We start from the raw sequence: 24447 nt of genomic DNA, 5'->3' as shown, positions 1-24447 counted from the left end.
TCACCCCTGGATCCCCTTCCCCTCCGCCCCTTCGGGGCTCCGGCCGGAGATGACGGCTCGTTTGTTCGAACCCAAGCAGGGGGAAACCCGCACGTGAAGATCACCGACGTCAAAACCTTCCTGATGCACGCGGGCGCGCCCAACTTGAAGAGCTGGGCGGCGGATGGCTCGTTCGGCACGCAGAGCTATTCGGGCAACCTCACGGGCACGCGCAACTGGCTGTTCGTGAAGGTGTACACGGACCAGGGGATCACCGGCATCGGCGAGTGCTCGGGCTGGCCGCGCGTGATCGAGACGGCCGTCCGGGACCTGCGGGCGCTGCTGGTGGGCGAGGACCCGACCCATATCGAGCGGCTCTGGCAGAAGATGCAGATCGCCATCATGGGCCACGGCATGACCGGAACGGTCGGGGCCGGGGCCATGACGGGCGTCGACATGGCGCTGTGGGACATCAAGGGCAAGGCGCTCGGCGTGCCGGTGTGGAACCTCCTTGGCGGCAAGGTGCGCAACCGCATCCGCATCTACGCGCACGCCAACACGCCGGAGGTCGCGCTGAGCCTGAAGGAGCGCGGGATCACGGCCATCAAATGCGGCGGCGTCTCGGACCCGGTGCGCAAGGTCGCCGGGTTGCGCGACGCGATCGGCGACGAGATGGACCTGATGATCGACCTCCATGGCCCGCCCTGGATGACGCCCGGCGACGCCGCCCGGCTCGCGCGGGCGCTGGAGCCCTACGACCTGATGTGGATCGAGGATCCGATCGCGCCCGAGAACCTCGACGGTTATCGCCGCATCCGCGACGCCGCCCATGTGCCGCTGGCCGCCGGCGAGCGTTCATCCACGATCTTCGGACTGCGCGAGCTGATCGAGCACGATCTCGTGGACGTCGCGCAGCCGGATACCGGCCGGGCCGGCGGCATCACGCAAATGAAGAAGATCGCCGCCATGGCGGAGGCGCATCACATCATGATGGCGCCCCACTCGGGCTCGCTCGGCCCGGTGGCCGAATACGCGGCGCTGCACGTCATGGCCGCCATCCCCAATGCGCTGATCCTCGAGCGGATCGAGGACGACTGGGACGGGCGCGCCCGCACGGTGATCCCCCACCCGCAGCAGGTGGACGGCTACCTCAAGGTTCCGGACGCGCCCGGGCTCGGCGTCGACATCGACGAGGCGTTCGTGGCGCAGTTCCCCAGCAGCCAGAACCTCTCGGTGCCCATCGGCAAGGACACCACGTCCTACGCGCCCGGCACCTTCGACGAACACGTCTACGTGCAGACGCGGCTGCGGCGCGGGCGGCACTTCCGCCCGGATTGAGCCCTGACGAACACAAGCGAGGAACGACCCCCCATGAAGATCGAACGCCTGCGCGCCTTCATGTCGCGCGACAAGGACCGGCCGCGCGTCGTGATCGCGATCGACACCGACGACGGACTGACCGGCTGGGGCGAGTGCTACAACCACGGGCCCGACAAGGCGCTGCTGCCGCTGCTCGACTACCTGATGGACTTCATCCGCGGCGACGACCCGCGGCGGATCGAATACATCGTCATGAAGCTGATGCAGCAGACGCGCTTCCCGCCGGGCGCGCTGGGTCTCGCCGCGATCTCGGCCATCGACCATTGCCTCTGGGACATCTCCGCCAAGGCGCTGGGCGTGCCGGTCTACATGCTCTTGGGCGGCAACGCCCGCGACAAGGTGCGGGTCTATGCGGGCGTCTACACCGCGCCGGACCCCGGCGCGGCGCGCGAGCAGCTCGACAGCCTGAACGAGCAATGGGGCATCACGGCCTTCAAGCTCAGCCCGTATCGCATCGACATCCACCGTAACCGGTGGGGCGAGGTGGTGCGCACCAGCGCGGAGTATTTCCGGCAGGTGCGCGAGACGGTGCGCAACGATTACGAGATCGCGTTCGACGCCCACGCCAAGATCTTCGAGCCGCAGCAGGCCATCCAGCTCGGCAACGCGCTGGCGCCCTATGACCCGCTGTTCTTCGAGGAGCCGATCCGCCCGGAGAACTTCGAAGCCTGGGGCGAACTGAAGCGCGGGCTCACCTGCACGCTGGCGACAGGCGAGTCGCTCTACAGCCGCTTCGAGTTCCTGCGGCTTCTGCAGGTGCGCGGGGCCGACATCATCCAGCCCGACATCTGCGTGGTGGGCGGGCTGCTGGAGATGCGCAAGATCGCCGCCATCGCGGAGGCGCACTACGTCACGGTCGCGCCGCACAACCCGATGGGGCCGCTGGCCTCGGCCGTGAACGTGCACTTCTGCGCCGCGCAGCCGAATTTCCGCATCCTCGAATACCGGCTGCCGCACGGGCCCGGCTACGTGTTCGGCACGGGCGGCGGCGAAGCGCCGAGCAGCGAGCAGAAGCTGCAGGGCGCCTGGTATGTGAAGGACCCTTACCTGCCGAAGGACGGCTACCTGGAGTTGCGTCCGGACCGTCCCGGCTGGGGCGTCGAGATGGACGAGGAGCTGCTGGGCACCGAAGACTACGTGAACTGGAGCCGCAAGGTGCCGGTGCGGCCGGACGGCTCGACGGGCTACGTCTGAAGCTGCTCAGCGCGGCCGCTTGATCAGGTACACCTCCGGCGTAAAGGGCCGTTGCGCTTCCTCTTCGAGATAGTTCGCGGCGCGCTCCTCGTCCTCGGCCTCGTCGGCCGGGTGCGACGGAGCGTCCGGCTGCTCGGGCTTCTGGGCCGTCGCGCCCGGCATCCGCACCTTGAATTTGCGGCGCCGGACAGGGCCGCCGGGCGCCCGGCGGCTCATGTGCTGGCCCTCGTCGCGGCCTCGCCGAAGCGCTGGCGGCTCGGGATGCAGAGTGGAATGGCGGTCACGGGCATCGGACGATCCTGAGGGCGAGCCGCGTTCTTCCCGCACCGAACCGGCCTTGTCCAGCCCGGCTCGCTATTCGTATTCGTCCGCCTCGCTCAGGCCCATTCTGGTCTCCTGGAAGAAACGGACCAGGCCGACGCCAAGCGCGAACGTCGCGCAGGCGAACAGGAAGCCCGCCCCGTAGGCGTAGCGAAGGCCGAAGAATTCGCTCGCGAACAGGATGACCAGGAGCCCGGTGGCGCAGATGCCCGCCACCAGCGACGAGGCGATCCCGCCGTTCAGAAGCCGGGCCCGGCGCCTCAGCCGGACGATGTCGCGCTTCAGCTTGAGGCGGCGCTCGTCGTCATCCTTGATGCCGTTCAGCTTCTGCATGCGGGCGGTGATCGCCGCCAGGCGGCTCGACATCAACGACACGAAGCCCGCGACCGCCCCCAGGAAAAAGGTCGGCGCGGTCGCCTGGGCGAAGATGTTGGTCAGCCGCTGGACGTCCGGAATGAACTCTAGCACGGCGGCTCCGTGGCCTTCTGAGGCGACGACGAAGCATAGGCGCCAGCCGTGAGCTTCACCAGCCCGGAACGCCGCCCCGTTCGGGCGCCCTTCCGTCCTGCGATCGTGATCCGGGCCAGTCCGGGGGGAGCGCATCCGTCGGCGGTCCCGCGCGTTGCAGGGATGGGCGCCGGTTCGAGGCGGCCATTCACCGCCGCGCGGGAGACAGACGCAATGATCAGGGTCTTGCTTGCCGCGGTTCTGGCGACCGCCCCGCTTTCGGCTCTCGCCCGGCCGCGGCTGGAGAAGTGCATCCAGAGGGCCTCGCAGAATCCGGAGCTCCAGCAGTCCGAGCCGAGGAGCCTGGGCTACAACAAGGCGGCGCGGGCCTGGGCCAGAAAACGGCAGGCCTTCATCGACCAATGCGTCGAGCGTCACAGGAACGACTGAGCCGGCATCCGGCTGCGCGCCCGCTCGCAGGATCTCACGCCTGGGACGGGGCGGGCTCCGGGCCGTCCATCACGGTCATCTCGGCCGAGCAGCTGGCGCAGCGCAGGGGCGCCGGAGAGGCGACCATCCTGGTCTCGCCGCACTCGGGACAGCGGCAGCCTGCCGGCATGAGGGCCAGGAGATCGTGGCCGCGAAGGGCCTCGCTGGCGCTGATGAGCTGGTCAAGCATCGTCTTTCTCCCTGACGCCATGAGGGGAAGGCGTCGGCTCCAGCTTCGTCCAGGCGCGCCCGATCGGGCGTGCGACGCCGCACAACGCCGACCGGAACGGGATGCCGACGGTCACGCCAGGATGTGGAAGTCCTCCAGGAGCTGCAGGAGGTGGCCGCCGAACGAGGAGTTCCCATGGCCGCCGTCTCCGCCGATCCCGGCGATCTGGATCGATCCCTGGTCAAAGAGGACGTCGTTGAGCTGGAGGGCTGCAGCCGAGGCGTGAACGCCTGAGATCGCGATGTTGATGGGCGCGTAGACGGCCACGTCCATGTCGAACAGCGATCCGAACGCGAAGCCGTCTCCGCCCCCGCCGGCGTGGTTGCCGCCGGTCGAGACCGCGCCGGAACCGGTCACGCCTGCGCCATGGGACAGGATGTCGCCGCCGGCGGCCGTGTCGCCATTCCCGCCCGCGCCCCCGACGCCGGCGATCTGGACGGCGCCCTGGTGGAAGGCGACGTCGTTTGTCTGCACCGCCGTGGCGGCGGACCCGGCGGCCGAAATGGCGATGTTGATGGGGCTGTAGAGCGCGAAGGTCTGGTGCGTGATCGCGCCGTAGAAGGAGCCCGTCCCGCCGACGCCGGCCTCGTTGCCCCCGGTGGCGAAGCCCGCATCAGGCCCGAAAGGGTAGTGATGCGCCTTGACCCCATCCACATAATGCCGCCCCTCCCAGGCGACGAAGGATTGCCCGCCCCCGAAGGCGGAGTCGCCGGACCCGCCGTGGCCGCCGATCCCGGCCTTCTGCACGGCCCCTTGCTGGAAGGCGACGCTGTTGTCCTGCCGCGCCAGCGCGTGGGCGCCGACGCCCGCCACCGCGATGTTGACGGGCGCAAACACGGCGGTGGCCGAATGCGTGAGGGAGCCCCAGAACGCGCCGCCGCCGCCATTACCGGCGCCGTTCGCGCCCGTCGTGCTCATGATCCTGACCATGGTTCTGGCTCCCGCCTGCAGCTGTGCGCGGCCTTCATTGTCGCTGGCGGCGGGAGGAATCCCCAGTCTGGAATTCGGGTGGCCTGCCCGCCGGAGACGATGACATCCCTTCGAAGGGGGGCGTCCGGACCCCGCGCCCGGCCGCCAGGGCGAGGGCGGGTCCCGGCGCGAGCAGGGCCCCCGAGAATAGGCCGCGTCGCGCGCTGTTCGCAGCAGCGCCGGAGGCCAGCGCAACACACCCCATCAGGCGACGCCCGTATAGCCGTCTAGCTCCAGCAACCGCCTGGCGCGCAGAGTCCATCGCACGGCTTCCCTGCCAGGGTCGCTGTCAACATCAGTGAGGAGCCTGCAATGAAGAGCGTTTCCCCATTCTCCAGCGCCTCAGACGTCATCGCGTTCAAGTCCATCAGCACCGGCGGCAACAGCGCCGGCAATGGCGGCGACGGGTACAACAAGGGCGACCTGTCCAACACGCAGACGGCGTCGTTCGACCCCGTGAACAAGGCCTACGGGGCGGACGTGACCGTGAAGACAGGTGACCACGTCTCGCAAAAAGCAGGCTGGGACGCGGGCGGGGCCAAGGTTCACGGTTCGGGCAAGGACCACGCCAGCGCCGACGCGACCTCCAACGGCTCGCAGAAGTCCAGCAGCGGCCATGACACGTCCAAGGTCACGGCCAATACGGACGCCACGCAGGAGAACTGGGTCAAGTTCGACCAGAGCTCGGTCCAGAAGGCCGGCATCGGCGGCGACGGCGGCGACCACAATTACGCGGGCGGCGGCGACGTGAGCTTCGCGCTCGTGCACTCTGACTCGTATCCCGGATTCGATTTCGGCCACGACATGCCGCTGGCCTGAAAGGGACTGACGGCCGGCCGGCGGCCTGGTTCCGCCGGCCGGACAGCCTCGCCGGACCCTGGGGGCGGTCGCCATGCGCAGGACGTCGATTTCGCAGACCCAGACCCATCCCCTCCACGAGGCCTGGCGGCGAGCCGGCCCCGCTCTGGGGCTGGCCTTCGCGTATAGCTGCGGCCACAATCTCCTGCTTCTCGCTCCGCCGCTCTTCTTGCTCCAGATTTACGACAGGGTGCTGTCCAGCCGCAGCATGGATACGCTCGTAATGCTGGCCCTGATCGTAGCGTTCGCGGTGATGGTCGGCTCGCTGCTGGATGCGCTGCGCAGGATCGCGCTCGGCCGGATCGGGGGCTGGCTGGAGGACCGCCTGCGGCCGCCCCTGTTGACGGCGACGCTGGACTGCGGCGACCCGCGGCTCGCCGGCCAGGCCGCGGCGGCCTACCGGGACGCCGGGATGCTGCGCCATTTCCTCGGCTCGAGCGCCTGCCCGCTCCTGTTCGACGTGGTCTGGGCGCCGCTGTTCCTGATCCTTCTGTTTCTGGTCCATCCTTTGCTGGGCGCGATCGGGGCGCTGAGCGCGGTCCTGGTCTTCGGCGCGGCCCTCGCCGGCGAGACGGTCGTGGGGGATTCGGCCGCGCGCGCGGCCGAGGGTTACGCCCGGAGCTCCGCCCGCCTCGCGGCCGCCGCGCCGCAGCTTTCCGCGCTGCGCGCCGCCGGAACGGCGCAGCTCGCCGCGCGGCTGGCGATGGACGAGGCGTCGACCGCGGCGCAGGACCGCGAGGACGGGCGCCGCCGCGCCGAGATCATGATGCTGCTGACGACGCCGTTCCGGGGCGTGGCGCAGATCGCCGTGATGGCGGTCGCGACGGGGCTGGTCCTGCATGAGGACCGGAGCCCCGCCATCATCTTCGCGTCCAGCCTGCTCTTCGGCCGCTGTCTCGCGCCGCTCCAGGGCCTGGCCACGAGCTGGAAGGCGCTGGATGCGGCGCTGGCGGCCTATCGGCGCATCGCCGACGTCCTGGCCTGGAGCGCCGGGACGGCGGCCGCTCGCCCGGCGGACCTGCATCTCTTGCTCCGGGAGCCGGGCGACGCAAAGGGGCGCCTGTTCGTCGAGAACGTCCGGTTCGCGCCGCCCGGCGCCGCGCGGAGCGTGCTGCGAGACGTCTCGTTCGACCTCGCGCCAGGCGAGTGCCTGGGCGTGATCGGCCTTTCGGGAGCCGGAAAGTCCATGCTCAGCCAGCTGATCGCGGGGGTGCACGCGCCGGACCAGGGCCAGATCCTGCTGGAGGAACCCGACCCGTCATGCCTGCCGGCGGCGGAAAGCGCGCGCTGCGTCGGATACCTTCCGCAGGAGGTCGATCTCGTCGGCGGATCCCTCAAGCAGGTCATCAGCGGCCAGGACGACGCCGATCTCGACGACGTGGTCGAGGCCGCACGGCTGGTCGGACTGCATGACACGATCGCCCGGCTGCCGGACGGCTACGACACCGACGCCGTCCATGGCGGCCTCATCCTGCTGCGCGGCCACCGTCAGCGCCTGGGGCTGGCGCGCGCCTTTTTCGGGCGGCCGAGGCTGGTCGTGCTGGACGAGCCGAACGCCTGCCTGGACTGCGTCGGAGAGCGAATCCTCGCGGAGGCGATCGCCAAGATCAAGGCGGCGAACGGAATGGTGGTGGTGACGACCCATCGCACCGGCCTACTCGCCGTCACCGACAAGATCCTGATCCTCAACCACGGCTCGGTCAGCGCCTTTGGGCCGACCCGCGAGGTCTCCGACCATTATCTGAGCCCCCAGCCCGTCGGCCGCCGCGTCGTCCGGGCCCCAGCGGAGGGTCACGACGCCTTGCCCCGCCGGCCGGGCGGGCTGCGCAAGGCCAGGCCTGGTTGGGGCGGCGACGACCGCGGCGAGAAAGGATCACCGTCGTGAAGCAGCTCATGCGACGTCTGGAAGACCTGGCGGGGCGCCTGCGCGCGGCGCAGTGCGAAGGGCCGCAGCTGCGCGAAGTGGCGATCGCCGGCAATGTCCTGACCTTCGGCTTCGTGCTCGGGCTCGGAATCTGGTCGATCTTCGCCCCGCTCGAGAGCGCGGCCGTCGCCTCGGGCGTCCTGGAGGCGGAGACGAGCCGCAAAACGATCCAGCATCTCGAAGGCGGCGTCATTCAGGAGATCCTGGTGAAGGACGGCGACAGCGTTCGGGCCGGCCAGTCGTTGCTGCGCATGGACTCCACCCGCACCCGCTCGCGACTGGCCAGCCTCGAAGGCCAGTATTGGGACGCCGTCGCCCGCGAGGCCCGGCTCCTCGCCGAGCGGGACGGACGCGACGCCATCGCCTTGCCGCCCGACCTCCAAAGCGCCGCCGGCGGCGGCGGGACCTTGGCCACCGTGATCCAGGGCCATCGCGAGATCTTCGAGGCCCGGCGGGACGTGCTGCAATCGCAGCGCGCGGTGATCCACGAGCGCATCGCCCAGGTGGAGAAGGAGATCACCGGGCTCAGCGCGCAGGCCGCTGCGGCGGCCAAACGCGCCGAGATCGCCCGCCAGGAGTCCTCGGCGGTGTCCGCGCTGGTCGACAAGGGCCTGGAGCGGCGGCCCCGGCTGCTGTCGCTGCAGAGGGAGGCCGCCGAGATCGACGGGCGCCAGGGCGAGCTCGCGTCGCAGATCTCCCGGGCGCACCAGGTGATCAGCGAGGCGAAGGCCACGTTGGTCAAGCTGACCAACGATCACCAGAACGAGGTGGTCCAGTCGCTGCGCGAGACGCAGAACCAGATCCTCACGCTGGGCGACGCCATCCACGCCACGGCCGAGCAGCTCTCGCGCAACGAGGTCAGGGCGCCGGAGGCGGGGGTCGTGACGGACCTGCGCGTGCACACTCCGGGCGGCGTCATCGCGGCCGGCGCCCCGGTCCTCGACCTCGTGCCCCGTCAGGATCGCCTGGTCGTGATGGCGCGCCTGAGGCCCGAGGACATCGACGTCGTCCATGAAGGCGCGGAGGCGGAGATCACGCTCCTGCCGTTCAACCCCAAGAAGGTCCGGCCGCTCAAAGGCCGGGTCGTGACGATCTCGGCCGACCGGCTCTTGGACAAGCGGACAGACCAGCCCTACTACTCGGCCAGGATCGCGGTCGACGAGCGCGGCGCTGACGCCTCCGCGGTCAGCGCCATGGCGCCCGGGATGCCGGCGCGCGTCTTCGTCCACACGGGCCGCAGCACCGTGGCGCTCTACGCGCTGCAGCCTCTCCTGGACAGCTTCCACACTGCCTTCCGGGAAGACTAGGAGAGCGTGACCCGGCGGTTGTTGCAGACAAAGACGGCTTCGGTGCGCGTCTTGGCCCCGAGCTTCCGCATGATGTGCTGCACGTGCATCTTCACCGTGTTCTCGGCCAATTCGAGCTTGGCGGCGATGATCTTGTTGGGATGGCCCAGCTCCATGAGGGCCAGGACGGCCTTCTCGCGCGGCGTCAGCCGCGCCGGGGAGTGGTCGGCGAGATGGTCGGGAGAAGCGGGCGCGTCGAGCGGCGGCGGCGCCGGGCAGTAGGCGCCTCCGGCCAGGACGAGGCGCAGCGCCGCCACCGCCACGTCGAACGGGATGAAGGTGGGCAGGAAGCCGCGAACCCCGCATTGCATCAGCGCCTGGACGGACGCGCTGTCGTCGTGGTTGCTGAACACCGCGATGGCGGCTTGCGGAAAGCAGTCCCGCGCCTGCTCGATCTCGCGTCGCACGGTGAGGTCGGCCGCGCGCCGGTCCTCGATGTCGAGGGTCACGAGCCTGACGTCCTTCTCGGCCAGGTCGACGAAATCCTCGGCCGAACACGCTTCCTGGATGTCGTAGCGTGTGAGCTGCTGCCGCAGAAGCCGCGCCAGGCAGGTCCGCAGCAGCATGTTGCGCTCGACCACCAGCACGATCGGAAACTCCTCCGCTGAACTTCGCTCTCCAAAGTCGTCCATCCCATCCCCTCCAGTGGCCGATTCGGTGCATAGCGGCGGATCGGCGCCGGGGCGCCGCCGCTCACGGAACGGTCGGGCGCACGGCTCCGGCGGGCGGCGCGGGCCGGCCCTCCGGTCCGGTTCCCGATCGCGGATCGAGCAGCTCCGCCAAGGTGAGCCGCGTCCAGCCGCCGGCGCCCGGGCTGGCGTCGACCGGGCCCCAGTCGAAATGGCGGCCAGGGCCCCGCAGGTCGCCGAGGCGGCCATAGAAGGCCGACAGGAACTGCGCGGACCGGCTGTATTCGGGCGATCGCAAGGGCCAGTCGCACATGGCCAGGACGGTGCTGACCGCCACGGTGTCGACGCGCTCCGACGGCGCCAGCAGGTTCGGATAATCGTCGCTGGTCAGAGCGGCGCGGCGGTAGGCCTCCGCGAAGCCGTCGCGCCAGTCGATCGGCAGGAGGCGGCCGACGCCGTCGGGCAGCTCCAGGACGGGCATCGAGGGGCGCTGCGAGACGATGAACACGGCGTCCGCCTTCCCGGCGGCCAGAAGCTTGGAGGCCGAGAGTTCGCCATGGAAGGTCCAGACCGGCGCGATCCCCAGCCGCCGGAACACGGAGGCGCCGGTGACATGGCTCCCGCTGCCGTGCGCGAACACGTCGACCCTCTTGCCGGCAAGCTGGCGAACGTCGCCGATCTCCCGCCTCGCCACGAGATGCGCGTCCTCGTCATAGAGTCGCGCGACATATCTGAGCCGGTCCTGGCTGAGGCGGCCCCGCAGGGAGCCGCGAAACGCCTGAAGGGCGTCGACCTGCACGATGGCGGCGTCCACGCCGGAGTTGCGGATCAGCTCCCGCAGGGCCTGGACGGGACCTCTCGTCGTGATGGGCTTCACCCGCAGGTCGTCCCGGGCGAGGACCTCGTCGAGGTCCGCGACCAGGCGCCAGAAGCTGCCGCTCCGCTCGCGCGAGGCGATGCCGAAAGCCCGCGGAGGAGCAGGCGCGGCCTCGGCGGCCGGGCGCGGCGCCGGCTCGACCTGCGCCAGCGCGGCAGCCCTCTCGCCGTTCGCCGAGGCCGCAGCGATCCGCGGCCGGTTCGGGTGAGGCGTCTCGGGCCGGCGGGGCGGCAGCGGCCAGGCCGCCGGGGGCGGGCTGCGGGTGCAGCTCGCGGCCGCGACGCCCAGCGCGATCGCGAATGCGGTGGATTGCCGGCGCGTCACGAACGTCAGGAGTGTCAAGCCACGTCCTCCAAGCGCTGCGGATCGTGCGTTCGGGCGGCGTCCCGCAACCTTGTGCGCGTAAGCCGCCGGGCGGAGCGTCGCCTTCCAGGCGGAAGAGCTGAAGCGCTGTCCTTCTGGGCAGAACTCGTCAGGCGGGTCGCGCCTGTTCTGTAAAGTCGAACGGTTTCCGTAAAATTTGAGTTAAACGGGATCAAATTGCTGTCTCGCGGCGATGTGATTCCTCGATCAGAAAGTTCGCTTCCTCTTTTGGCCGAAGCAACGCCGCGAGGTCGACCGCACTCGACTGTGCGCCTTTGAGCAAATAGACCCGTCTTTCTTGAGATTTCATCAAAATCGAGGCAATCAAGGCGAAATCATGGCTTCGCCATGGCAAGGCCCGTATGGGCTGTATCGCTGATCTCTGCAGCTCAAACGAGCGTTGAGTTGATGTCGATCAAGAATGCGACCGGGGCTGGATGTTAACCTGGGCTGCTCAACCGCAAGTCGTCTGCGGTTGCTTTCTCATCTGTTTCGCCGAGCGTTGGCGCATGCATCGCGCCATCCCGGGTCGGACGACGCTCTGGAGGGAGGTTCACCATGAGGCGGAACGCAGGGTTCGGCGATTGGGCTCTGGCGCTTGCGGTGCTTGGCGCGGCGGCTTGCGTCGCCCCGGCCGCGGCGCAGCAGGCCCAGGGCGCGCCAGGGTCGCCGGGCGCGACGGTCGTGATCGACGGACGGCAGCTTCCGGCCCCCGACCCCAAATTCGGCGGCGTCATCACCAATGACGCGCTGACCTCCAAGCCATGGTGGGCGCCACGGATCGTCCCGCCGCAAGGCGCGCCCAACGTGCTGCTGATCATCACGGACGACGCCGGGTTCGGCGTGCCCAGCACGTTCGGGGGCGTCATTCCCACGCCGACGCTGGATCGCATCGCCCAGGACGGCCTGCGCTACAACAACATCCATTCGACCGCCCTGTGCTCGCCGACGCGCGCCGCGCTGATCACGGGCAGGAACCATCATTCGGTCGGCTTCGGCGTGATTTCGGAGCAGTCCACCGGCTTCCCCGGCTACAACAGCATCATCGGCAAGGACAAGGCCACGATCGGGCGCATTCTGCTTGAGAACGGCTACGCCACGTCGTGGTTCGGCAAGGACCACAACACGCCGGCCTTCGAGGCCAGCGCGATCGGGCCGTTCGACCTGTGGCCCACCGGCATGGGCTTCGAGTATTTCTACGGCTTCGTGGGCGGCGACGCCAACCAGTGGCAGCCGAACCTGTTCCGCAACACGACCCAGATCTACCCCTTCGAGGGCAAGCCCAGCTGGAACCTGGTCACCGGGATGGCCGACGACGCCATCGCCTATCTGAACCGCCTCAACCAGACCGTTCCCGACAAGCCCTTCTTCATGAAATACGCCCCGGGCGCGACGCATGCGCCCCACCACCCGACCCAGGAGTGGGTCGACAAGATCAGACAGCTGCACCTCTTCGACGAGGGCTGGAACAAGCTGCGCGACAAGATCTTCGCGCAACAGAAATCGCTCGGCGTCATCCCGCAGGACACGCAGCTGGAGCCGTGGCCCACCAGCGTCCTGAAGAACTGGGACGACCTGACGGACGTCGAAAAGAGGCTCTTCATCCGGCAAGCCGAGGTGTTCGCCGCCTATGGCGCCTACAACGACCACGAGATCGGGCGCGTGGTCCAGGCCATCCAGGACATGGGCAAGCTCGACAACACGCTGATCATCTACATCAACGGCGACAACGGGACGAGCGCCGAAGGCGGACCGCTGGGCACGCCCAACGAGGTCGCGTTCTTCAACGGCGTCAACCAGATGCCCGTCGAGGAACAGATGAAGTGGTACGACGTCTGGGGGACGGAGCAGACCTACAACCACATGTCGGCCGGCTGGTCCTGGGCCTTCGATACGCCGTTCACCTGGTTCAAGCAAAACGCATCGAGGCTCGGCGGCATCCGCCAGAACATGGCTGTCTCCTGGCCGGCGCGCATCAAGGACAAGGGCGGCCTGCGCGAGCAGTTCACCCACGTCGTCGACATCGTCCCCACCATCCTGGAGGTGTCCGGCATCCCGGCGCCCGACATGGTGGACGGCATTAAGCAGGCGCCGATCGAGGGGACCAGCCTCGCCTACACGTTCGACAAGGCGAACGCGAAGGAGCCATCACGCCACAAGACGCAGTATTTCGAGATGATGGGGCAATGGGCCCTGTATCACGAAGGATGGCTGCTCAGCACGCAGGTGAACCGGGCGCCGTGGGAGGCCTTCGGAGCCGCCAACACCGACCCGCTCAACAACCAGGTGCTCGAACTGTACGACCTGAACACGGACTTCAGCCAGTCCCGGAACATCGCGGCGGCGAACCCCGACAAGGTCAAGCAGATGAAGGAGATGTTCATCGCCCAGGCGAAGATGTACCAGGTCTTCCCGATGGACGCGTCCGTGGCGGCCCGCATCGTCGCGCCGCGCCCCAACATCACGGCCGGGCGCTCCGAGTTCACCTACACGCAACCGATGGTCGGGCTGCCCCAGGGCGACTCGCCGTCGCTCCTCAACGCCTCCTACACGATCACGGCGGCGATCGACGTGCCCCAGGGCGGCGCAGAAGGCATGATCCTCACTTCGGGCGGCCGGTTCGCCGGCTACGGCTTCTACCTCCTCAAGGGCAAGCCGGTGTTCCTCTGGAATCTCATCGACCTGAAACGGGTCAAGTGGGAAGGCCCGGACGCGCTCGCGCCCGGCAAGCACGTCGTCGAGTTCGACTTCCACTATGACGGGCTCGGCGCCGGCACGCTCGCCTTCAACAATATGAGCGGGCTGGGCCGGTCCGGCACGGGCGTGCTCAAGGTCGACGGCAAGGTGGTGGCGTCCCAGCAGATGCCGCGGACATTGCCGATGATCCTGCAGTGGGACGAGAGCTTCGACATCGGCTCCGACACCTTGACCGGCGTGAACGACGCCGATTATCGGCCGCCCTTCACGCTCACCGCCAAGCTCGAAAAGCTCACGGTCAAGATCGATCGGCCCACGCTGTCGCAGGCGGACGTTCAGAAGCTCGAGGCGAACGAGGCGGTCGCCGTGGACGGCCGGCCCATTCGCCACATGCAGCCCGCCCCGCAATAGCGCCGGCGGTCGGGCCAAAAGAGAAGGGGCTGTCTCCAGCCCCTTCGGTCCCTTGGTTCTGCTGCAGGCTCGTCAGTTGCCTGTCGGCAACGGGATATTGACGCCCTCCTTGGCGAGTTGCTCGCGGACCCACTGGAATTTCTGGTACTTCGAAATCTCGATGGGTCCGTCGTAGCCCATGCTCTGGAGCTTGCGCGGCGGGTACTTGATGTAGGTCTCCATCAGCTTCTTGATCTCGGCGCTGATGGTGACCATCGTCCAGGTGCGCTCGGTGTAGTTGTTCATGAAGATGTCATAGCGCTCCTGCGGGTCCTGCCAGATGTCGAAGACCTGCGGGACGATCGCGACGTATTTCTCCGCGCCCTTCCATCCGAGATTGGTGTCGACCGCCATACCGCCGGTCGAGGCGCCGTCGTCGCCGCGCAGGTTGAACACGGCCTTGTAGTGACCGACGCGCGCGGCGCCGGGGGTCAGCTCGTTCTCGGTGAAGTAGAACCAGTTGTTGCGGCCGGACTTGCCGGCGCCGGTGAGCACAGGCGTCATGTCGTAGCTGTCGAAGACGATGGGCTGGCCCTCGCGGTCTTTCTCCGGCAGCTTGACGCCGGCGGCGTTGGCGAAGGTGGCCATCAGGTCGAGGCCGCCGACGATGTCGTGGCTCTTGGCCTGCGGCTTGATCTTGCCGGGCCACACGGCGATGGCCGGCACGCGGTTGCCGCCCTCGCGCACGGTGCCCTTGGTGCCGCGGAACGGAGTGTAGCCCGCGTCCGGATACACGTCCTGCCAGGCGCCGTTGTCGGTGGTGTAGAAGACCAGCGTATTCTTGTCCAAGCCGGTGGCGCGGAGCTTCTCCATGATCCGGCCGATGCGGGTGTCGAGCTCCACCACGCTGTCGGCGTATTTCGTCTTGGACATCGACTTGTGCTCGAACTCCGGCGCCGGCAGGTTCGGCTGGTGAACCTTCATGAAGTTCACGTTGATGTAGAACGGCTGGTTCGGCGTCTTGGACGCGTCATCGAGGAATTCGAGCGCGGCCTTCTCCACATAGCCGTCGAAGAACGGAATGCCGACCACGCCGGGCTTACCGTCGACGACCGGAGTGTCGACGTACTGGCCGTTGATCTTGAAGTCCTCGACCGGCTTCTCGCCGGCCCTGCCTGACAGCGACCCCTTCGTCACGCGGTTGAACATCTCCCGCAGCTCCGGATCCATGTCCGGGAACCAGGTCGGGTCGCCATACGTGTAGGCGTTCAGGTGATAGAGCCCCGTATACTTCATCACGTCGTAACCCTGGGCTGTCGGCAGCGCGTAGTCCGCCTCGCCCAGGTGCCACTTGCCGGTGAAATAGGTCTTGTAGCCGCCCTGCTTCAGCACGGAGGCCAACGTCCACTCCGCCGCCGGCAGGCCGCCGCCCTCGCCCTGGAAGGCCACGGTCGTCATGCCGCTGCGGTTAGGAATGCGCCCGGTCTGCATGGCGGCGCGGCCCGGCGTGCAACTCGGCTGGGCGTAGAACGAGAAGAACGTCATCCCCTCGTTGGCCAGCCGGTCGATGCTGGGGGTGGGCATGCCGCGGCCCTCGCCGCCGCCATAGGGTCCCAGGTCCCCATATCCGGTGTCGTCCGACACGATGAAGAGGATGTTGGGTTTGGGCTGGTTTTGCTGGGCGATGGCCCCGCCGGGGATGGCCAGCATGGCCGCCCCCGCGGCGACCCCGACCATCGAGCTCAAGACAATTCTTTCCATGGACGTCCTCCAGAGCACGGCAAAGGCCCATTCGCGAGCCGTCCGGCATCTTCGCCTCAGGAGGTCGTCGAGAAACTGACCTACATCATAGAATGATGTGATCGTGGACTGTAAAGTTGCTGACCAAAAATAGACTGAGTCATCTTTGCAGATGATGTGTTCGCTCGGGGGCGCTTGTTCTATGCTGAAGAAGCTTGTGCTGATGCTGGTCGCCCTGGCGGCGGCCCTCCCTGCGGTCGCGCAAGGTCCGGACGCCCTCGGGACCTGGAAGGAGAGCCCGGCCAAGTCCGCGATCGTCTCCTTCGTCACGGCCGTGACCACGCCCGGGTCGCCGGATTTCGTCGCGCCCGCCGACCGCATCGCGACCTTCGACAATGACGGAACGCTGTGGCCCGAACTGCCGATGTATACGCAGCTGGCCTTCGCGCTGGACCGCGCGAAGGCCCTCGTCCCCATGCATCCCGAATGGAAAACCCAGCAGCCCTTCAAGGCCGTCCTCGAGGGAGACCTGAAAGCGCTCGGAGCCGCCGGCGAGCGCGGACTGGCGCAGATCGTCGGGGCCACCCACGCCGGAATGACGAATGACCAATTCGCCGCCATCGTGCAGGACTGGCTGGCCAAGGCCCGGCATCCGCGCTTCCAGCGCCCCTACACCGATCTGGCCTACCAGCCGATGCTGGAGGCCATGGCGTATCTGAGGAGCAACGGCTTCACGGTGTACATCGTGTCGGGCGGCGGCGTGGAGTTCATGCGGCCGTGGATGGACCGCGTCTATGGCGTGCCGCCCCAGCGGGTGGTTGGCTCCAGCATCAAGACCCGGTTCGAGATGAGGGACGGGCGTCCCGAACTGTTCCGCCTGCCCGAGGTCAATTTCATCGACGACGGCCCGGGCAAGCCCGTCGGCATCAACGCCGCCGTCGGCGCGCGGCCGATCGCGGCGTTCGGCAACTCGGACGGCGACCTCCAGATGCTGCAATGGGCGACCAGGAGCGGCCGCCGCGGGCTCGGCGTCATCATCCATCACGACGATGGCGAGCGCGAATACGCCTATGACCGGGCCTCGCCGTTCGGCCGGCTGGACAGGGCCCTCGACGCGGCCAAGGCCAATGGCTGGGCGGTCGTGAGCATGAAGGACGACTGGGCCAGGATCTTCGCCGCGAAGCCATGACCGGCCCCCGCCTCCCGTGCGCCTGACGCGCGGGCACCCGACGGCGCCTCGCCTGGCGACGCGCCCGCCTCTCAACAGACAGGAGAATGCGCTGTGCTCAAACCGTTCATCAGGATCGCCGCGATCGGCGCGGGACTGGCCCTCGCGGCCCCCGCCTGGGCCCAGTCGGGATCGAAAGTCGGGACGCTGTCCTGCGACGTCTCGGCCGGGGTCGGGATGATCCTCATGCAGAAGCAGCGCCTGCACTGCGTGTTCCGGCCGGACAATGGCGGACCCGCCGACCTCTACACCGGGCAGATCACCGACTACGGGGTCGCGATCGGCGAGGTGGCGGCAGGCCATCTCATCTGGGGCGTGATCGCGGCCGACCGGGGGTTCCCGATGGGCGCCCTGGCGGGGTCCTATGCGGGCGTCGGCGTGCAGGCGGCCGCCGGCGTCGGCATCGGCGCCAACCTGCTGGTGGGCGGAACCGGACGGGCGTTCTCCCTGCAGCCTCTCTCGGTGGAAGGGATGACGGGCCTCAACATCGCCGGAGGCGTGACCCAGGTGACGCTGGCCGCCGCGCCGTGACGGGGGCCTACTGAACGGCACGACGCACCGCGCCTGTGGCCTTCGCTCGACAGTCCGGAAGAATGACGTTCGTGGGTCGCGCAAGTAGCATTCTACGCTTCCAGGTTGTGTCAATGTTCTGCACACTCTGGATCTGGATGGCGAAAGAGCGGGGGCTCGACATGAAGAAGCGGTTACTGGGCGCATGCCTGGCTGCGGGACTGGCGGCGAGCGGCGCGGCGCTGGGCGCGGACCTCCCGTCCCGCGTCGAGCCTGCGCCGATCGCGCCGCTTCCGTCCTGGGCCTTCCAGGCCACCGTCTACGGCTGGGCCACCGCGCTGGACGGCGACGTGGGCCTGCGTTACCGGCGTCCCATCGGGGTGAATGTCGGGTTCGACCAGATCCTCGACCACCTCAAGGGCGTCTTCATGGGCGCGTTCCAGGCCCGGAACGACACCTGGATGTTCCTTGGCGACGTGGTGTGGTCAAAGCTCGGCGCGAACCGCACGAACCGCTTCGGCGGCCAGCTCGACTATGAGCAGACCCTCGGCCTGCTGGCCGGCTATGTGGGCTATCGGATTCCGATCGGCTCTCCCGACCTGGACGTGCGCGTGCTCGCCGGCGCCAGGGCCCAGCGGCTGAGCGCCGATATCCGCCATTCCGGCGTGATTCCGGCGCTCGACCTGTCCGCCTCGGGGTCCAAGGAGTGGGTGGATCCGCTCGTCGGCCTCTCGGCCACCTACGCCTTCGACAAGCACTGGTATATGAACGCCATCGCGGACATCGGCGGCTTCGGCGTCGGGTCGCGGATCACCACACAGGGCTTCCTGGCCGTGGGCTACAAATGGACGGAGACGCTGTCCACCTCGGTGGGCTACCGCGCCCTCTACACCGACTACGACAAGGGCGGCTTCGTCTACCGCACCACGCTGCATGGGGTGTTCACCGGCCTCAGCGTCCATTTCTGAAAGCCGCGCGGCTCCGTTGCGGGTCGCGCAGGGAGGACTTCCCGGGTGGGACCTGTGAACGAGGGGCGTCCGGATCGCCGGCCGGCGAGGCCGCGACCTTTCGCGGGCCTCCTGGGCGCGGTCCTGGCCTCGCTCGCGGCCTTCGCGATCCTGGCGTCCTTTTCGGCATGGACGTCCGCCGCGCCTCCCTCGGCCGCGTCGTCGTCATGGGCCGGCGTCCTGACGCCCGACGCGCCGGCCGACCATGTCGGGTCGCAGCGCTGCGCCTCGTGCCATGAACGGGAGGCCAAGGCCTGGGCCGGCTCGCAGCACGCCGCCGCCATGGCGCCCGCCGAGCCGGCCACCGTGAAGGGTGACTTCTCCGGCGCACGGGTCGAGAACCATGGCGCGCATGGCCGGTTCTACCGGGACGGCGACCGCTTCTTGGTGGAGACCGAGGGCCAGGACGGCGCGCTCGCCAGCTACGAGGTGCGCTACACGTTCGGCGTCGACCCGCTGCAGCAGTACCTGGTCGAGTTCTCGGGCGGCCGCCTCCAGGCGCTGCCCTGGGCCTGGGATGCCAGGCCGCGCGAGAGCGGGGGGCAGCGCTGGTTCCACGTCTATGGCCACCAGCCGGCGCCGCCGGGCGATCCGCTGCACTGGACCCGGGCGCTCCAGACCTGGAACCTGATGTGCGGCGAATGCCACTCGACGGCGTTCCGCAAGGGCTACGACCCCGCCAAGAACGCGTACAAGACCACCTATTCGGAAATCAGCGTGGGCTGCGAGGCCTGCCATGGCGCGGGCGCCGGGCATGTCGCGTGGGCCGCCGGCGGCGCGACCGCGCCCAACCCGCTCAAGGGCTTCGCCGCCACGGCGGCGCGTCGCCCCCAGCCGGACTGGACGCCCGATCCGGCGACCGGGAGCCCGGCCCACGGCGCGCCGCGGCCGGCCGGCGACGAGGTGGAGACCTGCGCCCGCTGCCATTCCCGGCGGGGCCTGCTCTCGGAAGACTGGCGTCCCGGCCGGCCGCTGGAAGACACCCACATGCCGGTGCTGCTTTCGGAGGGGCTGTTCGAGGCGGATGGTCAGATGCGCGACGAGGTCTTTAACGACCATGCGTTCAAGCAGAGCCTGATGTACGCCAAGGGCGTGGTCTGCGGCGATTGCCACGATCCCCACAGCGGCGCCCTGAAGGCGGCGGGGGCGGCCGTCTGCGGACAGTGCCATCAGCCGGACCGTTTCGCCGACCGGGCCCATACCGGCCATGCGCCCGGCCCGAACGCGCCCGACTGCGTGTCCTGCCACATGCCGGCCAAGACCTACATGGTCGTGGACCGCCGGCACGACCACAGCTTCCGCACGCCGAGACCGGACCTGTCCGACCGGACCGGCGCGCCCAACGCCTGCGGCGCCTGCCATGCGGATCGGTCGGCCCAATGGGCCGCTGACTCAGTTAAGAGCTGGCGCGGTCCCACGCGCAAGGGGCTGCAGACCTGGGGCGAGCCCTTCGCGCTCGCGCGTCGGGGGGATCCGGGCGCCCGCGACGCCCTCATTCGTCTCGCCGGCGACCCCGCCGTCCCGGCGGTCGCGCGGGCCACGGCCCAGGACGAGCTCGGTCGCTTCCCGAGCATCGCCGCCCAGGCCGCCGCCCAACAAGGCCTCGCGGATCCTGCGCCTCTGGCGCGCATCGCGGCGATGCGCAGCCTCGCCCGCGGCCCCGCGGATCAGCTGTGGCGGATGCTCCTGCCGCTCGCGGCGGACCCGGTGCTCGCCGTGCGGGTGGAAGCCGCCCGGCTGCTGGCCGGCGTCCCGCCCGGCTCGGCCTCTCCGGCCGAACAGGCCGCCCTGGAGAAGGCCTTCGCCGAATTCGAGGCGTCGCATCGTCTGAACGCCGACCGGTCCGAGCACCGCTCCGCCCTGGCGGCGTTCCTGCAGCAGCGGGGCCGGGCCGCGGAGGCCGAGCGCGAGCTTCTCGAGGGGTTGACCAACGACCCCTCCGCGGCCGAGCTGGCGGTGAACCTGTCCGATCTCTACAGGACTTCGGGCCGTGAGGCGCAGGTCGAGCAGACCTTGCGGAGCGCGCTCCGCGCATCGCCCGATTCGGCTGGCGTCGCGCATGCGCTCGGTCTGTCGCTGGTGCGCCAGAAGCGCTATCCCGAGGCCCTGGACATGTTCGCCCGCGCGACCGCGCTGCAGCCCGACGACGCGCGCTTCGCCTATGTGCATGCGGTCGCGCTGACGTCCGTCGGCCGGGCGCAGCAGGGCCGGGAGCTGCTGGCGAAAGCCTTGGCGGACCACCCCTGGGACGTCGACCTGCTGTCGGCCGTGCTGGCGGACGCGCTCCGCCGGGGCGACCGGGCAGCGGCCGCCGCGCTGGCTCCCCGCCTCGCTGCGATGCGCCCCGACGACGCCGAGATCGCCCGCCTGGCCGCCGCCCTGGCGCGCCCTTCGGGGCCCTGAAGCCAGCGATGGTCGGCCTCAAGCTGGCCGGTCGTCCCGCAGCCACTGCGCGAGCGCGGGAGCCAGCCCCTGGGACATCTTTCCGGCGGGCTTGCGGAACGAGCCGGCCTGGGCCTTGCGCGGCTTTTGCGCCACGAGCCCTTCGATCTGCTTCACGGCGGCCACGACCCCATCCACGAGCGGAACCGGCACGCGGTCCCGGATGACGGGCGCCAGCCCCGACAGGGGGGCCCCGGCGAGGATGATCACGTCCGGCCGCAGGGCGTCCAGGCAGGCGAGCGCCGTCTCGACCAGCCGCTCCTCCATCTCGGCCTGGACGGCGTCGATGCTGGAGAATGCGCCCGTCGCGCACTGGACGCCGGCGCAGCGATGCGCAAGGCCGTTGGCCTCCACGCATTCCTGGAACCAAGGCTCGAGCGCCCGCGCGAAGGTGACGATCGCGAAGCGGCGACCCAGCATGCAGGCGGTCAACATGGCGGCTTCGGCCATGCCCACCACGGGGATCTCCAGCATCTCCCGCGCCGCGCCGAGCCCCGGATCGCCGAAAGCGGCCATGATCACGCCGTCGACGGCCGCGCGCCTTTCGGCCAGGATCTCCAGCGCGATCGCCCCGGCGATCTGCGCCTCGGCGCGGGTGGAGATGTAGGGCACGCCCCGGGTCGCCGTTACGGGCTCGATCCGGGTTCCGGCCGAGGCGGCGGCAGACGCGACGCGCGCCATCCGGTCGGTGAGCGCCTGCGTGGTGTTGGGATTGAGCAGCAGGATGTTCATGCGCGTCCGTGCTCCTCGACCGGCAGCCCCGCCCACAACCCCGCGTCGGCGAGAATTCGCTCGAACGCGGCGGCGACCTGCAGCACGCGCCGGTCCTGGCCGCGCGCGCCGACGATCTGCAGCCCGAGCGGCAGACCAGCGGGCGTCCGGCCCATGGGGATCGAGATGGCCGGCGTCAGCGCGTGGTTGAAGAAGGGCGTGAACACCGCGTGGGCGCGCGGAGCGACGGGCGCGCCGCCGATGGTTTCCGGCCCGAGCCGTTCGATCGCCCACGCCGCGCAGGGGACGGTCGGCCCGATCAGGAAGTCGACGTCGCCAAAGCACGCCGCGGCGGCGCGGGCGATATCGTGGCTCAGCCAGCGCGCGCGAGCGACCGCCGGCCCATCATAGGCGAAGCCGCGCTCGATCTGGGCTGCGACGTCCGGGTCGAACAGGTCCGGCGTGGCGCGGAACGCGGCTCCATGGATCGCGGCGAGGCCGGCGTGCTGCAGCGGCATCAACGCCTCCTCGGTCGCAGCCGCAGGCCATGCGGGATCCTGGTCGATCAGCCGGTACCCCGCTCCATCCAGCGCGTCGACGACCGCCGCGAAGGCGGCGGCCACGACGTCGTCCACCGGAGCATTGAAGCCGAACCGGGGAGACACGCCGATGCGCAACGCCCTGGCGTCGCCGGCCCTGTCGCCGGCGAGAGGCGCACTGTCGGGATCGCGCAGGTCCGGCCCGACCAGCGCCTCGAACAGCAGCTCCGTGTCGGTCACGGTCCGGGCGATGGGCGCGATGGTGGCGATCCCGGTGAACGGTTCGGGAAAGCCCGGCCCATAGGGCAGGGCGCCGAAGGACGGCTTGAAGCCGACGACGCCCACATGGGCGGGCGGGCGCCGGCCTGAGCCGCCCCCATCCGTCCCGATCGCCGCCGGGACCAGCCCGGCCGCGACAGCCACGGCCGATCCGCCCGAAGAGCCGCCGGGCGTGAGCGCCGGGTCGGCGGGATGGCGCGTGGCCCCATAGACGCGGTTCGTCGTCTGGCCCTTGCAGGCGAATTCGGGCGTGTTGCCCATGCCGACGATCACCGCTCCGGCGCGCTCCAGCCGCTCCACGACGACGGCGCTTCGATCAGGTACGAAATCCCGGAACAGCAGCGAGCCCTGGGTGACGCGGCGACCCGCCACCCAGATATTGTCCTTCACCACCACTGGAAGGCCAGCCAGCGGCAGAGCCTCGCCGTCCGCCAGGCGCCGATCCACAGCCTGGGCGCGGCGGAGGCCTTCCTCGGGGTCGAAATCCACGACGGCGTTCAGATCAGCGCGGTCCGTGATGCGGCGGATGGCCTGCTCCGCCATCTCGACGGCGGAAGCCGACCGGCGTCGAACCATCTCGACTGTCGCAGCGGCGGATCGGCTGCTCATGGCGTCGCTCCGGTGATCGTTGATTGCGTGGCATCCGTAAGCTTCGCCATAGCGAGACCGTCACGCCGAGGCTAGCATGCCGTCGACGCGTGAAAGGATGCATCGGGATGGCGGGCGGAATTTCCCTGCACGGGGTCGACATCGCCAAAGGCGTGCCGGCGACCGGCCTCTTCGTCGAGCTCTACGCTTGCGGATCCGCCGATGCGGAACGCCGCAAGGTCGCCGAGGGCGCGCTCGGCCCCCACGGGGCGCTCGACCATCCGGTCGTGCGGGGCGAAGGCGTGGAAGCGGGGCCCTACGAGTGCCTGTTCCACCTGGGCGACTGGATGCGCGCCAACGGCTACAGCGAGGCGGAGGCCGGCTTCATGAACGTCCTGCCGTTCCGGTTCGTGGTGACGCGCATCGACGAGCACTATCATCTCCCCTTGAAGTTCACGCCGTGGGGCGTGTCCCTGTTCCGAGGCGTCTGATCAGGACGCCAGCCGGCGCGACAGGCCGGTCACGTGCTCCATCACGATCATGATCGCCACCGTCAGGACGATGAGCACGCCCGACAGCGCCGCGATGGTGACGTCCAGCTTGCCCTCCAGATCCTGCCACATGCGGATGGGCAGCATGTCGGTCGCGGCGTCGCGCAGGAAGAGCGACACCGGCACATTGTCGAACGAGGACATGAAGGCGATGAAGCCTCCGGCCAGGATGCCGGGGCGGATCAGCGGCAGCGTGACGCGCCGGAACGTGTAGGCGCGGCTGGCGCCGAGGCTGGCCGAGCATTCCAGCAGAGATGGCTCGAGCTGCGCCAGAGCCGCCACGGTGTTGCGCACCACAAACGGCACGCACACGACCGTGTGGCCGATGACGAGCGTCAGCGGCGACACTGGCAGGCCGATGAGGCTGAAGAACATCAGCCCCGCCAGGCCAAAGGCGAGCGCGGGCAGGACCAGCGGCGACATGAACACGCTGTCGAGCAGGCGGGCGCTCAGCGTCTTCGACCGCGCGATCCCGAGCGCCGCCGCGACGCCCAGCACAACGGAAAGGCCGGTGGCCCATGTGGCCACCATCAGGCTGTTGCGGGCGGCGAAATGCAGCTGCCAGGCGTCCAGCAGGGCCACGTACCAGCGCAGCGAGTAGCCCTGCGGGGGAAAGCGCAGCGAAAAGCCGCTCGTGAACGACACGATCAGCACGACCAGCGTCGGCGCGACCAGCACGATCAGGGCGATGATCGCCATGGCGGTCATGACGACGTTGAAGCTCATCGTCTCGGCGGTGATGCGGCGTTGGGCCATGCGC

The 24447-nt window shown here is 69.3% G+C and carries 22 protein-coding genes; 12 read left to right on the top strand and 10 right to left on the bottom strand.

Going from position 1 to position 24447, the window contains the following annotated elements; all coding sequences use genetic code 11:
• The first annotated feature begins 93 nt into the window (after positions 1-93).
• Complete coding sequence (locus ABEG18_RS23760) at positions 94-1317, top strand: mandelate racemase/muconate lactonizing enzyme family protein (RefSeq protein WP_406855509.1); 1224 nt, start codon at positions 94-96, stop codon at positions 1315-1317.
• Positions 1318-1350: 33 nt separating this feature from the next.
• Positions 1351-2553 (top strand): mandelate racemase/muconate lactonizing enzyme family protein, encoded by a 1203-nt coding sequence (locus ABEG18_RS23755; protein WP_406855508.1) that lies wholly within the window; start codon positions 1351-1353, stop codon positions 2551-2553.
• Positions 2554-2559: 6 nt separating this feature from the next.
• Here the strand turns inward: ABEG18_RS23755 and ABEG18_RS23750 are convergent, their stop codons facing one another.
• Both ABEG18_RS23750 and ABEG18_RS23745 read right to left on the bottom strand, forming a co-directional pair.
• Positions 2560-2769 (bottom strand): hypothetical protein, encoded by a 210-nt coding sequence (locus ABEG18_RS23750; RefSeq protein WP_406855507.1) that lies wholly within the window; start codon positions 2767-2769, stop codon positions 2560-2562.
• A gap of 138 nt (positions 2770-2907) precedes the next feature.
• Positions 2908-3342: a DUF2721 domain-containing protein gene (locus ABEG18_RS23745; protein WP_406855506.1), complete on the bottom strand. Its 435-nt coding sequence runs from the start codon at positions 3340-3342 to the stop codon at positions 2908-2910.
• 213 nt (positions 3343-3555) lie between these two features.
• Here ABEG18_RS23745 and ABEG18_RS23740 point away from each other — a divergent pair, with 213 nt between their 5' ends.
• The gene (locus ABEG18_RS23740) at positions 3556-3771 is read left to right on the top strand and encodes a hypothetical protein (protein WP_406855505.1); all 216 of its coding nucleotides are present in this window, start codon (positions 3556-3558) and stop codon (positions 3769-3771) included.
• 34 nt (positions 3772-3805) lie between these two features.
• Here ABEG18_RS23740 and ABEG18_RS23735 read toward each other — a convergent pair whose 3' ends face one another.
• Positions 3806-4000 (bottom strand): hypothetical protein, encoded by a 195-nt coding sequence (locus tag ABEG18_RS23735; protein ID WP_406855504.1) that lies wholly within the window; start codon positions 3998-4000, stop codon positions 3806-3808.
• A gap of 111 nt (positions 4001-4111) precedes the next feature.
• Positions 4112-4969, bottom strand: coding sequence for a hypothetical protein (locus ABEG18_RS23730; RefSeq protein ID WP_406855503.1), 858 nt, complete (start codon positions 4967-4969; stop codon positions 4112-4114).
• Between the two features lie 351 nt (positions 4970-5320).
• Between ABEG18_RS23730 and ABEG18_RS23725 the strand changes: the two genes are divergently transcribed.
• From ABEG18_RS23725 to ABEG18_RS23715, 3 genes are all read left to right on the top strand, one after another.
• On the top strand, positions 5321-5827 hold the full coding sequence (locus tag ABEG18_RS23725; RefSeq protein ID WP_406855502.1) for a hypothetical protein: 507 nt from the start codon (positions 5321-5323) through the stop codon (positions 5825-5827).
• Between the two features lie 73 nt (positions 5828-5900).
• Positions 5901-7751, top strand: coding sequence for a type I secretion system permease/ATPase (locus ABEG18_RS23720; protein WP_406855501.1), 1851 nt, complete (start codon positions 5901-5903; stop codon positions 7749-7751).
• Complete coding sequence (locus ABEG18_RS23715) at positions 7748-9097, top strand: HlyD family type I secretion periplasmic adaptor subunit (protein ID WP_406855500.1); 1350 nt, start codon at positions 7748-7750, stop codon at positions 9095-9097. The genes ABEG18_RS23720 and ABEG18_RS23715 overlap by 4 nt, the downstream gene beginning before the upstream one ends.
• Here the strand turns inward: ABEG18_RS23715 and ABEG18_RS23710 are convergent.
• Together ABEG18_RS23710 and ABEG18_RS23705 are read right to left on the bottom strand one after the other, a co-directional pair.
• On the bottom strand, positions 9094-9768 hold the full coding sequence (locus tag ABEG18_RS23710; RefSeq protein WP_406855499.1) for a LuxR C-terminal-related transcriptional regulator: 675 nt from the start codon (positions 9766-9768) through the stop codon (positions 9094-9096). The two genes, ABEG18_RS23715 and ABEG18_RS23710, sit on opposite strands and share 4 nt — an antisense overlap.
• A 61-nt stretch (positions 9769-9829) precedes the next feature.
• On the bottom strand, positions 9830-10984 hold the full coding sequence (locus ABEG18_RS23705; protein ID WP_406855498.1) for a TAXI family TRAP transporter solute-binding subunit: 1155 nt from the start codon (positions 10982-10984) through the stop codon (positions 9830-9832).
• Positions 10985-11563: 579 nt separating this feature from the next.
• Here ABEG18_RS23705 and ABEG18_RS23700 point away from each other — a divergent pair.
• Positions 11564-14113 carry an arylsulfatase gene (locus ABEG18_RS23700; protein ID WP_406855497.1) on the top strand — a complete coding sequence of 850 codons (2550 nt, stop codon included), beginning with the start codon at positions 11564-11566 and terminating at the stop codon, positions 14111-14113.
• A 72-nt stretch (positions 14114-14185) separates the two neighbouring features.
• Here the strand turns inward: ABEG18_RS23700 and ABEG18_RS23695 are convergent, their stop codons facing one another.
• Entirely contained in the window at positions 14186-15829 is a 1644-nt protein-coding gene (locus tag ABEG18_RS23695) for an arylsulfatase (RefSeq protein WP_406858695.1), read from the bottom strand.
• A gap of 205 nt (positions 15830-16034) precedes the next feature.
• On the opposite strand from ABEG18_RS23695, the gene ABEG18_RS23690 reads away from it, so the two are divergent.
• From ABEG18_RS23690 to ABEG18_RS23675, 4 genes are all read left to right on the top strand, one after another.
• Positions 16035-17021 carry an HAD family hydrolase gene (locus ABEG18_RS23690; protein ID WP_406855496.1) on the top strand — a complete coding sequence of 329 codons (987 nt, stop codon included), beginning with the start codon at positions 16035-16037 and terminating at the stop codon, positions 17019-17021.
• Positions 17022-17114: 93 nt separating this feature from the next.
• Positions 17115-17591, top strand: a complete 477-nt coding sequence (locus tag ABEG18_RS23685; RefSeq protein ID WP_406855495.1) for a DUF992 domain-containing protein — start codon at positions 17115-17117, stop codon at positions 17589-17591.
• Positions 17592-17752: 161 nt separating this feature from the next.
• On the top strand, positions 17753-18538 hold the full coding sequence (locus ABEG18_RS23680) for a hypothetical protein (RefSeq protein WP_406855494.1): 786 nt from the start codon (positions 17753-17755) through the stop codon (positions 18536-18538).
• Between the two features lie 45 nt (positions 18539-18583).
• The gene (locus ABEG18_RS23675; protein ID WP_406855493.1) at positions 18584-20980 is read left to right on the top strand and encodes a multiheme c-type cytochrome; all 2397 of its coding nucleotides are present in this window, start codon (positions 18584-18586) and stop codon (positions 20978-20980) included.
• A gap of 18 nt (positions 20981-20998) precedes the next feature.
• Here the strand turns inward: ABEG18_RS23675 and ABEG18_RS23670 are convergent, their stop codons facing one another.
• A complete protein-coding gene (locus ABEG18_RS23670; protein WP_406855492.1) occupies positions 20999-21751 on the bottom strand; it encodes an aspartate/glutamate racemase family protein in 753 nt (250 codons plus the stop codon).
• Positions 21748-23157 carry an amidase gene (locus tag ABEG18_RS23665; protein WP_406855491.1) on the bottom strand — a complete coding sequence of 470 codons (1410 nt, stop codon included), beginning with the start codon at positions 23155-23157 and terminating at the stop codon, positions 21748-21750. Before ABEG18_RS23665 ends, ABEG18_RS23670 begins: the two co-directional genes overlap by 4 nt.
• A 107-nt stretch (positions 23158-23264) precedes the next feature.
• On the opposite strand from ABEG18_RS23665, the gene ABEG18_RS23660 reads away from it, so the two are divergent.
• A complete protein-coding gene (locus tag ABEG18_RS23660) occupies positions 23265-23627 on the top strand; it encodes a hydroxyisourate hydrolase (RefSeq protein WP_406855490.1) in 363 nt (120 codons plus the stop codon).
• On the opposite strand, the gene ABEG18_RS23655 is transcribed toward ABEG18_RS23660, so the two are convergent.
• Positions 23628-24443 carry an ABC transporter permease gene (locus ABEG18_RS23655; protein ID WP_406855489.1) on the bottom strand — a complete coding sequence of 272 codons (816 nt, stop codon included), beginning with the start codon at positions 24441-24443 and terminating at the stop codon, positions 23628-23630.
• Positions 24444-24447 lie beyond the last annotated feature (4 nt).

The organism is Alsobacter sp. KACC 23698, assembly GCF_045348435.1.
Taxonomy (GTDB): domain Bacteria; phylum Pseudomonadota; class Alphaproteobacteria; order Rhizobiales; family Beijerinckiaceae; genus Alsobacter.
This window is presented reverse-complemented; position numbering and strand designations above follow the sequence as displayed.

Excerpts from the sequence above, each read along its gene's own strand:
- ABEG18_RS23740 (WP_406855505.1), top strand. The coding sequence starts at position 3,556 with ATGATCAGGGTCTTGCTTGCCGCGGTTCTGGCGACCGCCCCGCTTTCG.
- ABEG18_RS23750 (WP_406855507.1), bottom strand. The coding sequence starts at position 2,769 with ATGAGCCGCCGGGCGCCCGGCGGCCCTGTCCGGCGCCGCAAATTCAAG.
- ABEG18_RS23730 (WP_406855503.1), bottom strand. The coding sequence starts at position 4,969 with ATGGTCAGGATCATGAGCACGACGGGCGCGAACGGCGCCGGTAATGGC.
- ABEG18_RS23660 (WP_406855490.1), top strand. The coding sequence starts at position 23,265 with ATGGCGGGCGGAATTTCCCTGCACGGGGTCGACATCGCCAAAGGCGTG.
- ABEG18_RS23665 (WP_406855491.1), bottom strand. The coding sequence starts at position 23,157 with ATGAGCAGCCGATCCGCCGCTGCGACAGTCGAGATGGTTCGACGCCGG.
- ABEG18_RS23690 (WP_406855496.1), top strand. The coding sequence starts at position 16,035 with ATGCTGAAGAAGCTTGTGCTGATGCTGGTCGCCCTGGCGGCGGCCCTC.
- ABEG18_RS23735 (WP_406855504.1), bottom strand. The coding sequence starts at position 4,000 with ATGCTTGACCAGCTCATCAGCGCCAGCGAGGCCCTTCGCGGCCACGAT.
- ABEG18_RS23670 (WP_406855492.1), bottom strand. The coding sequence starts at position 21,751 with ATGAACATCCTGCTGCTCAATCCCAACACCACGCAGGCGCTCACCGAC.
- ABEG18_RS23720 (WP_406855501.1), top strand. The coding sequence starts at position 5,901 with ATGCGCAGGACGTCGATTTCGCAGACCCAGACCCATCCCCTCCACGAG.
- ABEG18_RS23700 (WP_406855497.1), top strand. The coding sequence starts at position 11,564 with ATGAGGCGGAACGCAGGGTTCGGCGATTGGGCTCTGGCGCTTGCGGTG.
- ABEG18_RS23710 (WP_406855499.1), bottom strand. The coding sequence starts at position 9,768 with ATGGACGACTTTGGAGAGCGAAGTTCAGCGGAGGAGTTTCCGATCGTG.
- ABEG18_RS23655 (WP_406855489.1), bottom strand. The coding sequence starts at position 24,443 with ATGGCCCAACGCCGCATCACCGCCGAGACGATGAGCTTCAACGTCGTC.
- ABEG18_RS23695 (WP_406858695.1), bottom strand. The coding sequence starts at position 15,829 with ATGGTCGGGGTCGCCGCGGGGGCGGCCATGCTGGCCATCCCCGGCGGG.
- ABEG18_RS23755 (WP_406855508.1), top strand. The coding sequence starts at position 1,351 with ATGAAGATCGAACGCCTGCGCGCCTTCATGTCGCGCGACAAGGACCGG.
- ABEG18_RS23725 (WP_406855502.1), top strand. The coding sequence starts at position 5,321 with ATGAAGAGCGTTTCCCCATTCTCCAGCGCCTCAGACGTCATCGCGTTC.
- ABEG18_RS23680 (WP_406855494.1), top strand. The coding sequence starts at position 17,753 with ATGAAGAAGCGGTTACTGGGCGCATGCCTGGCTGCGGGACTGGCGGCG.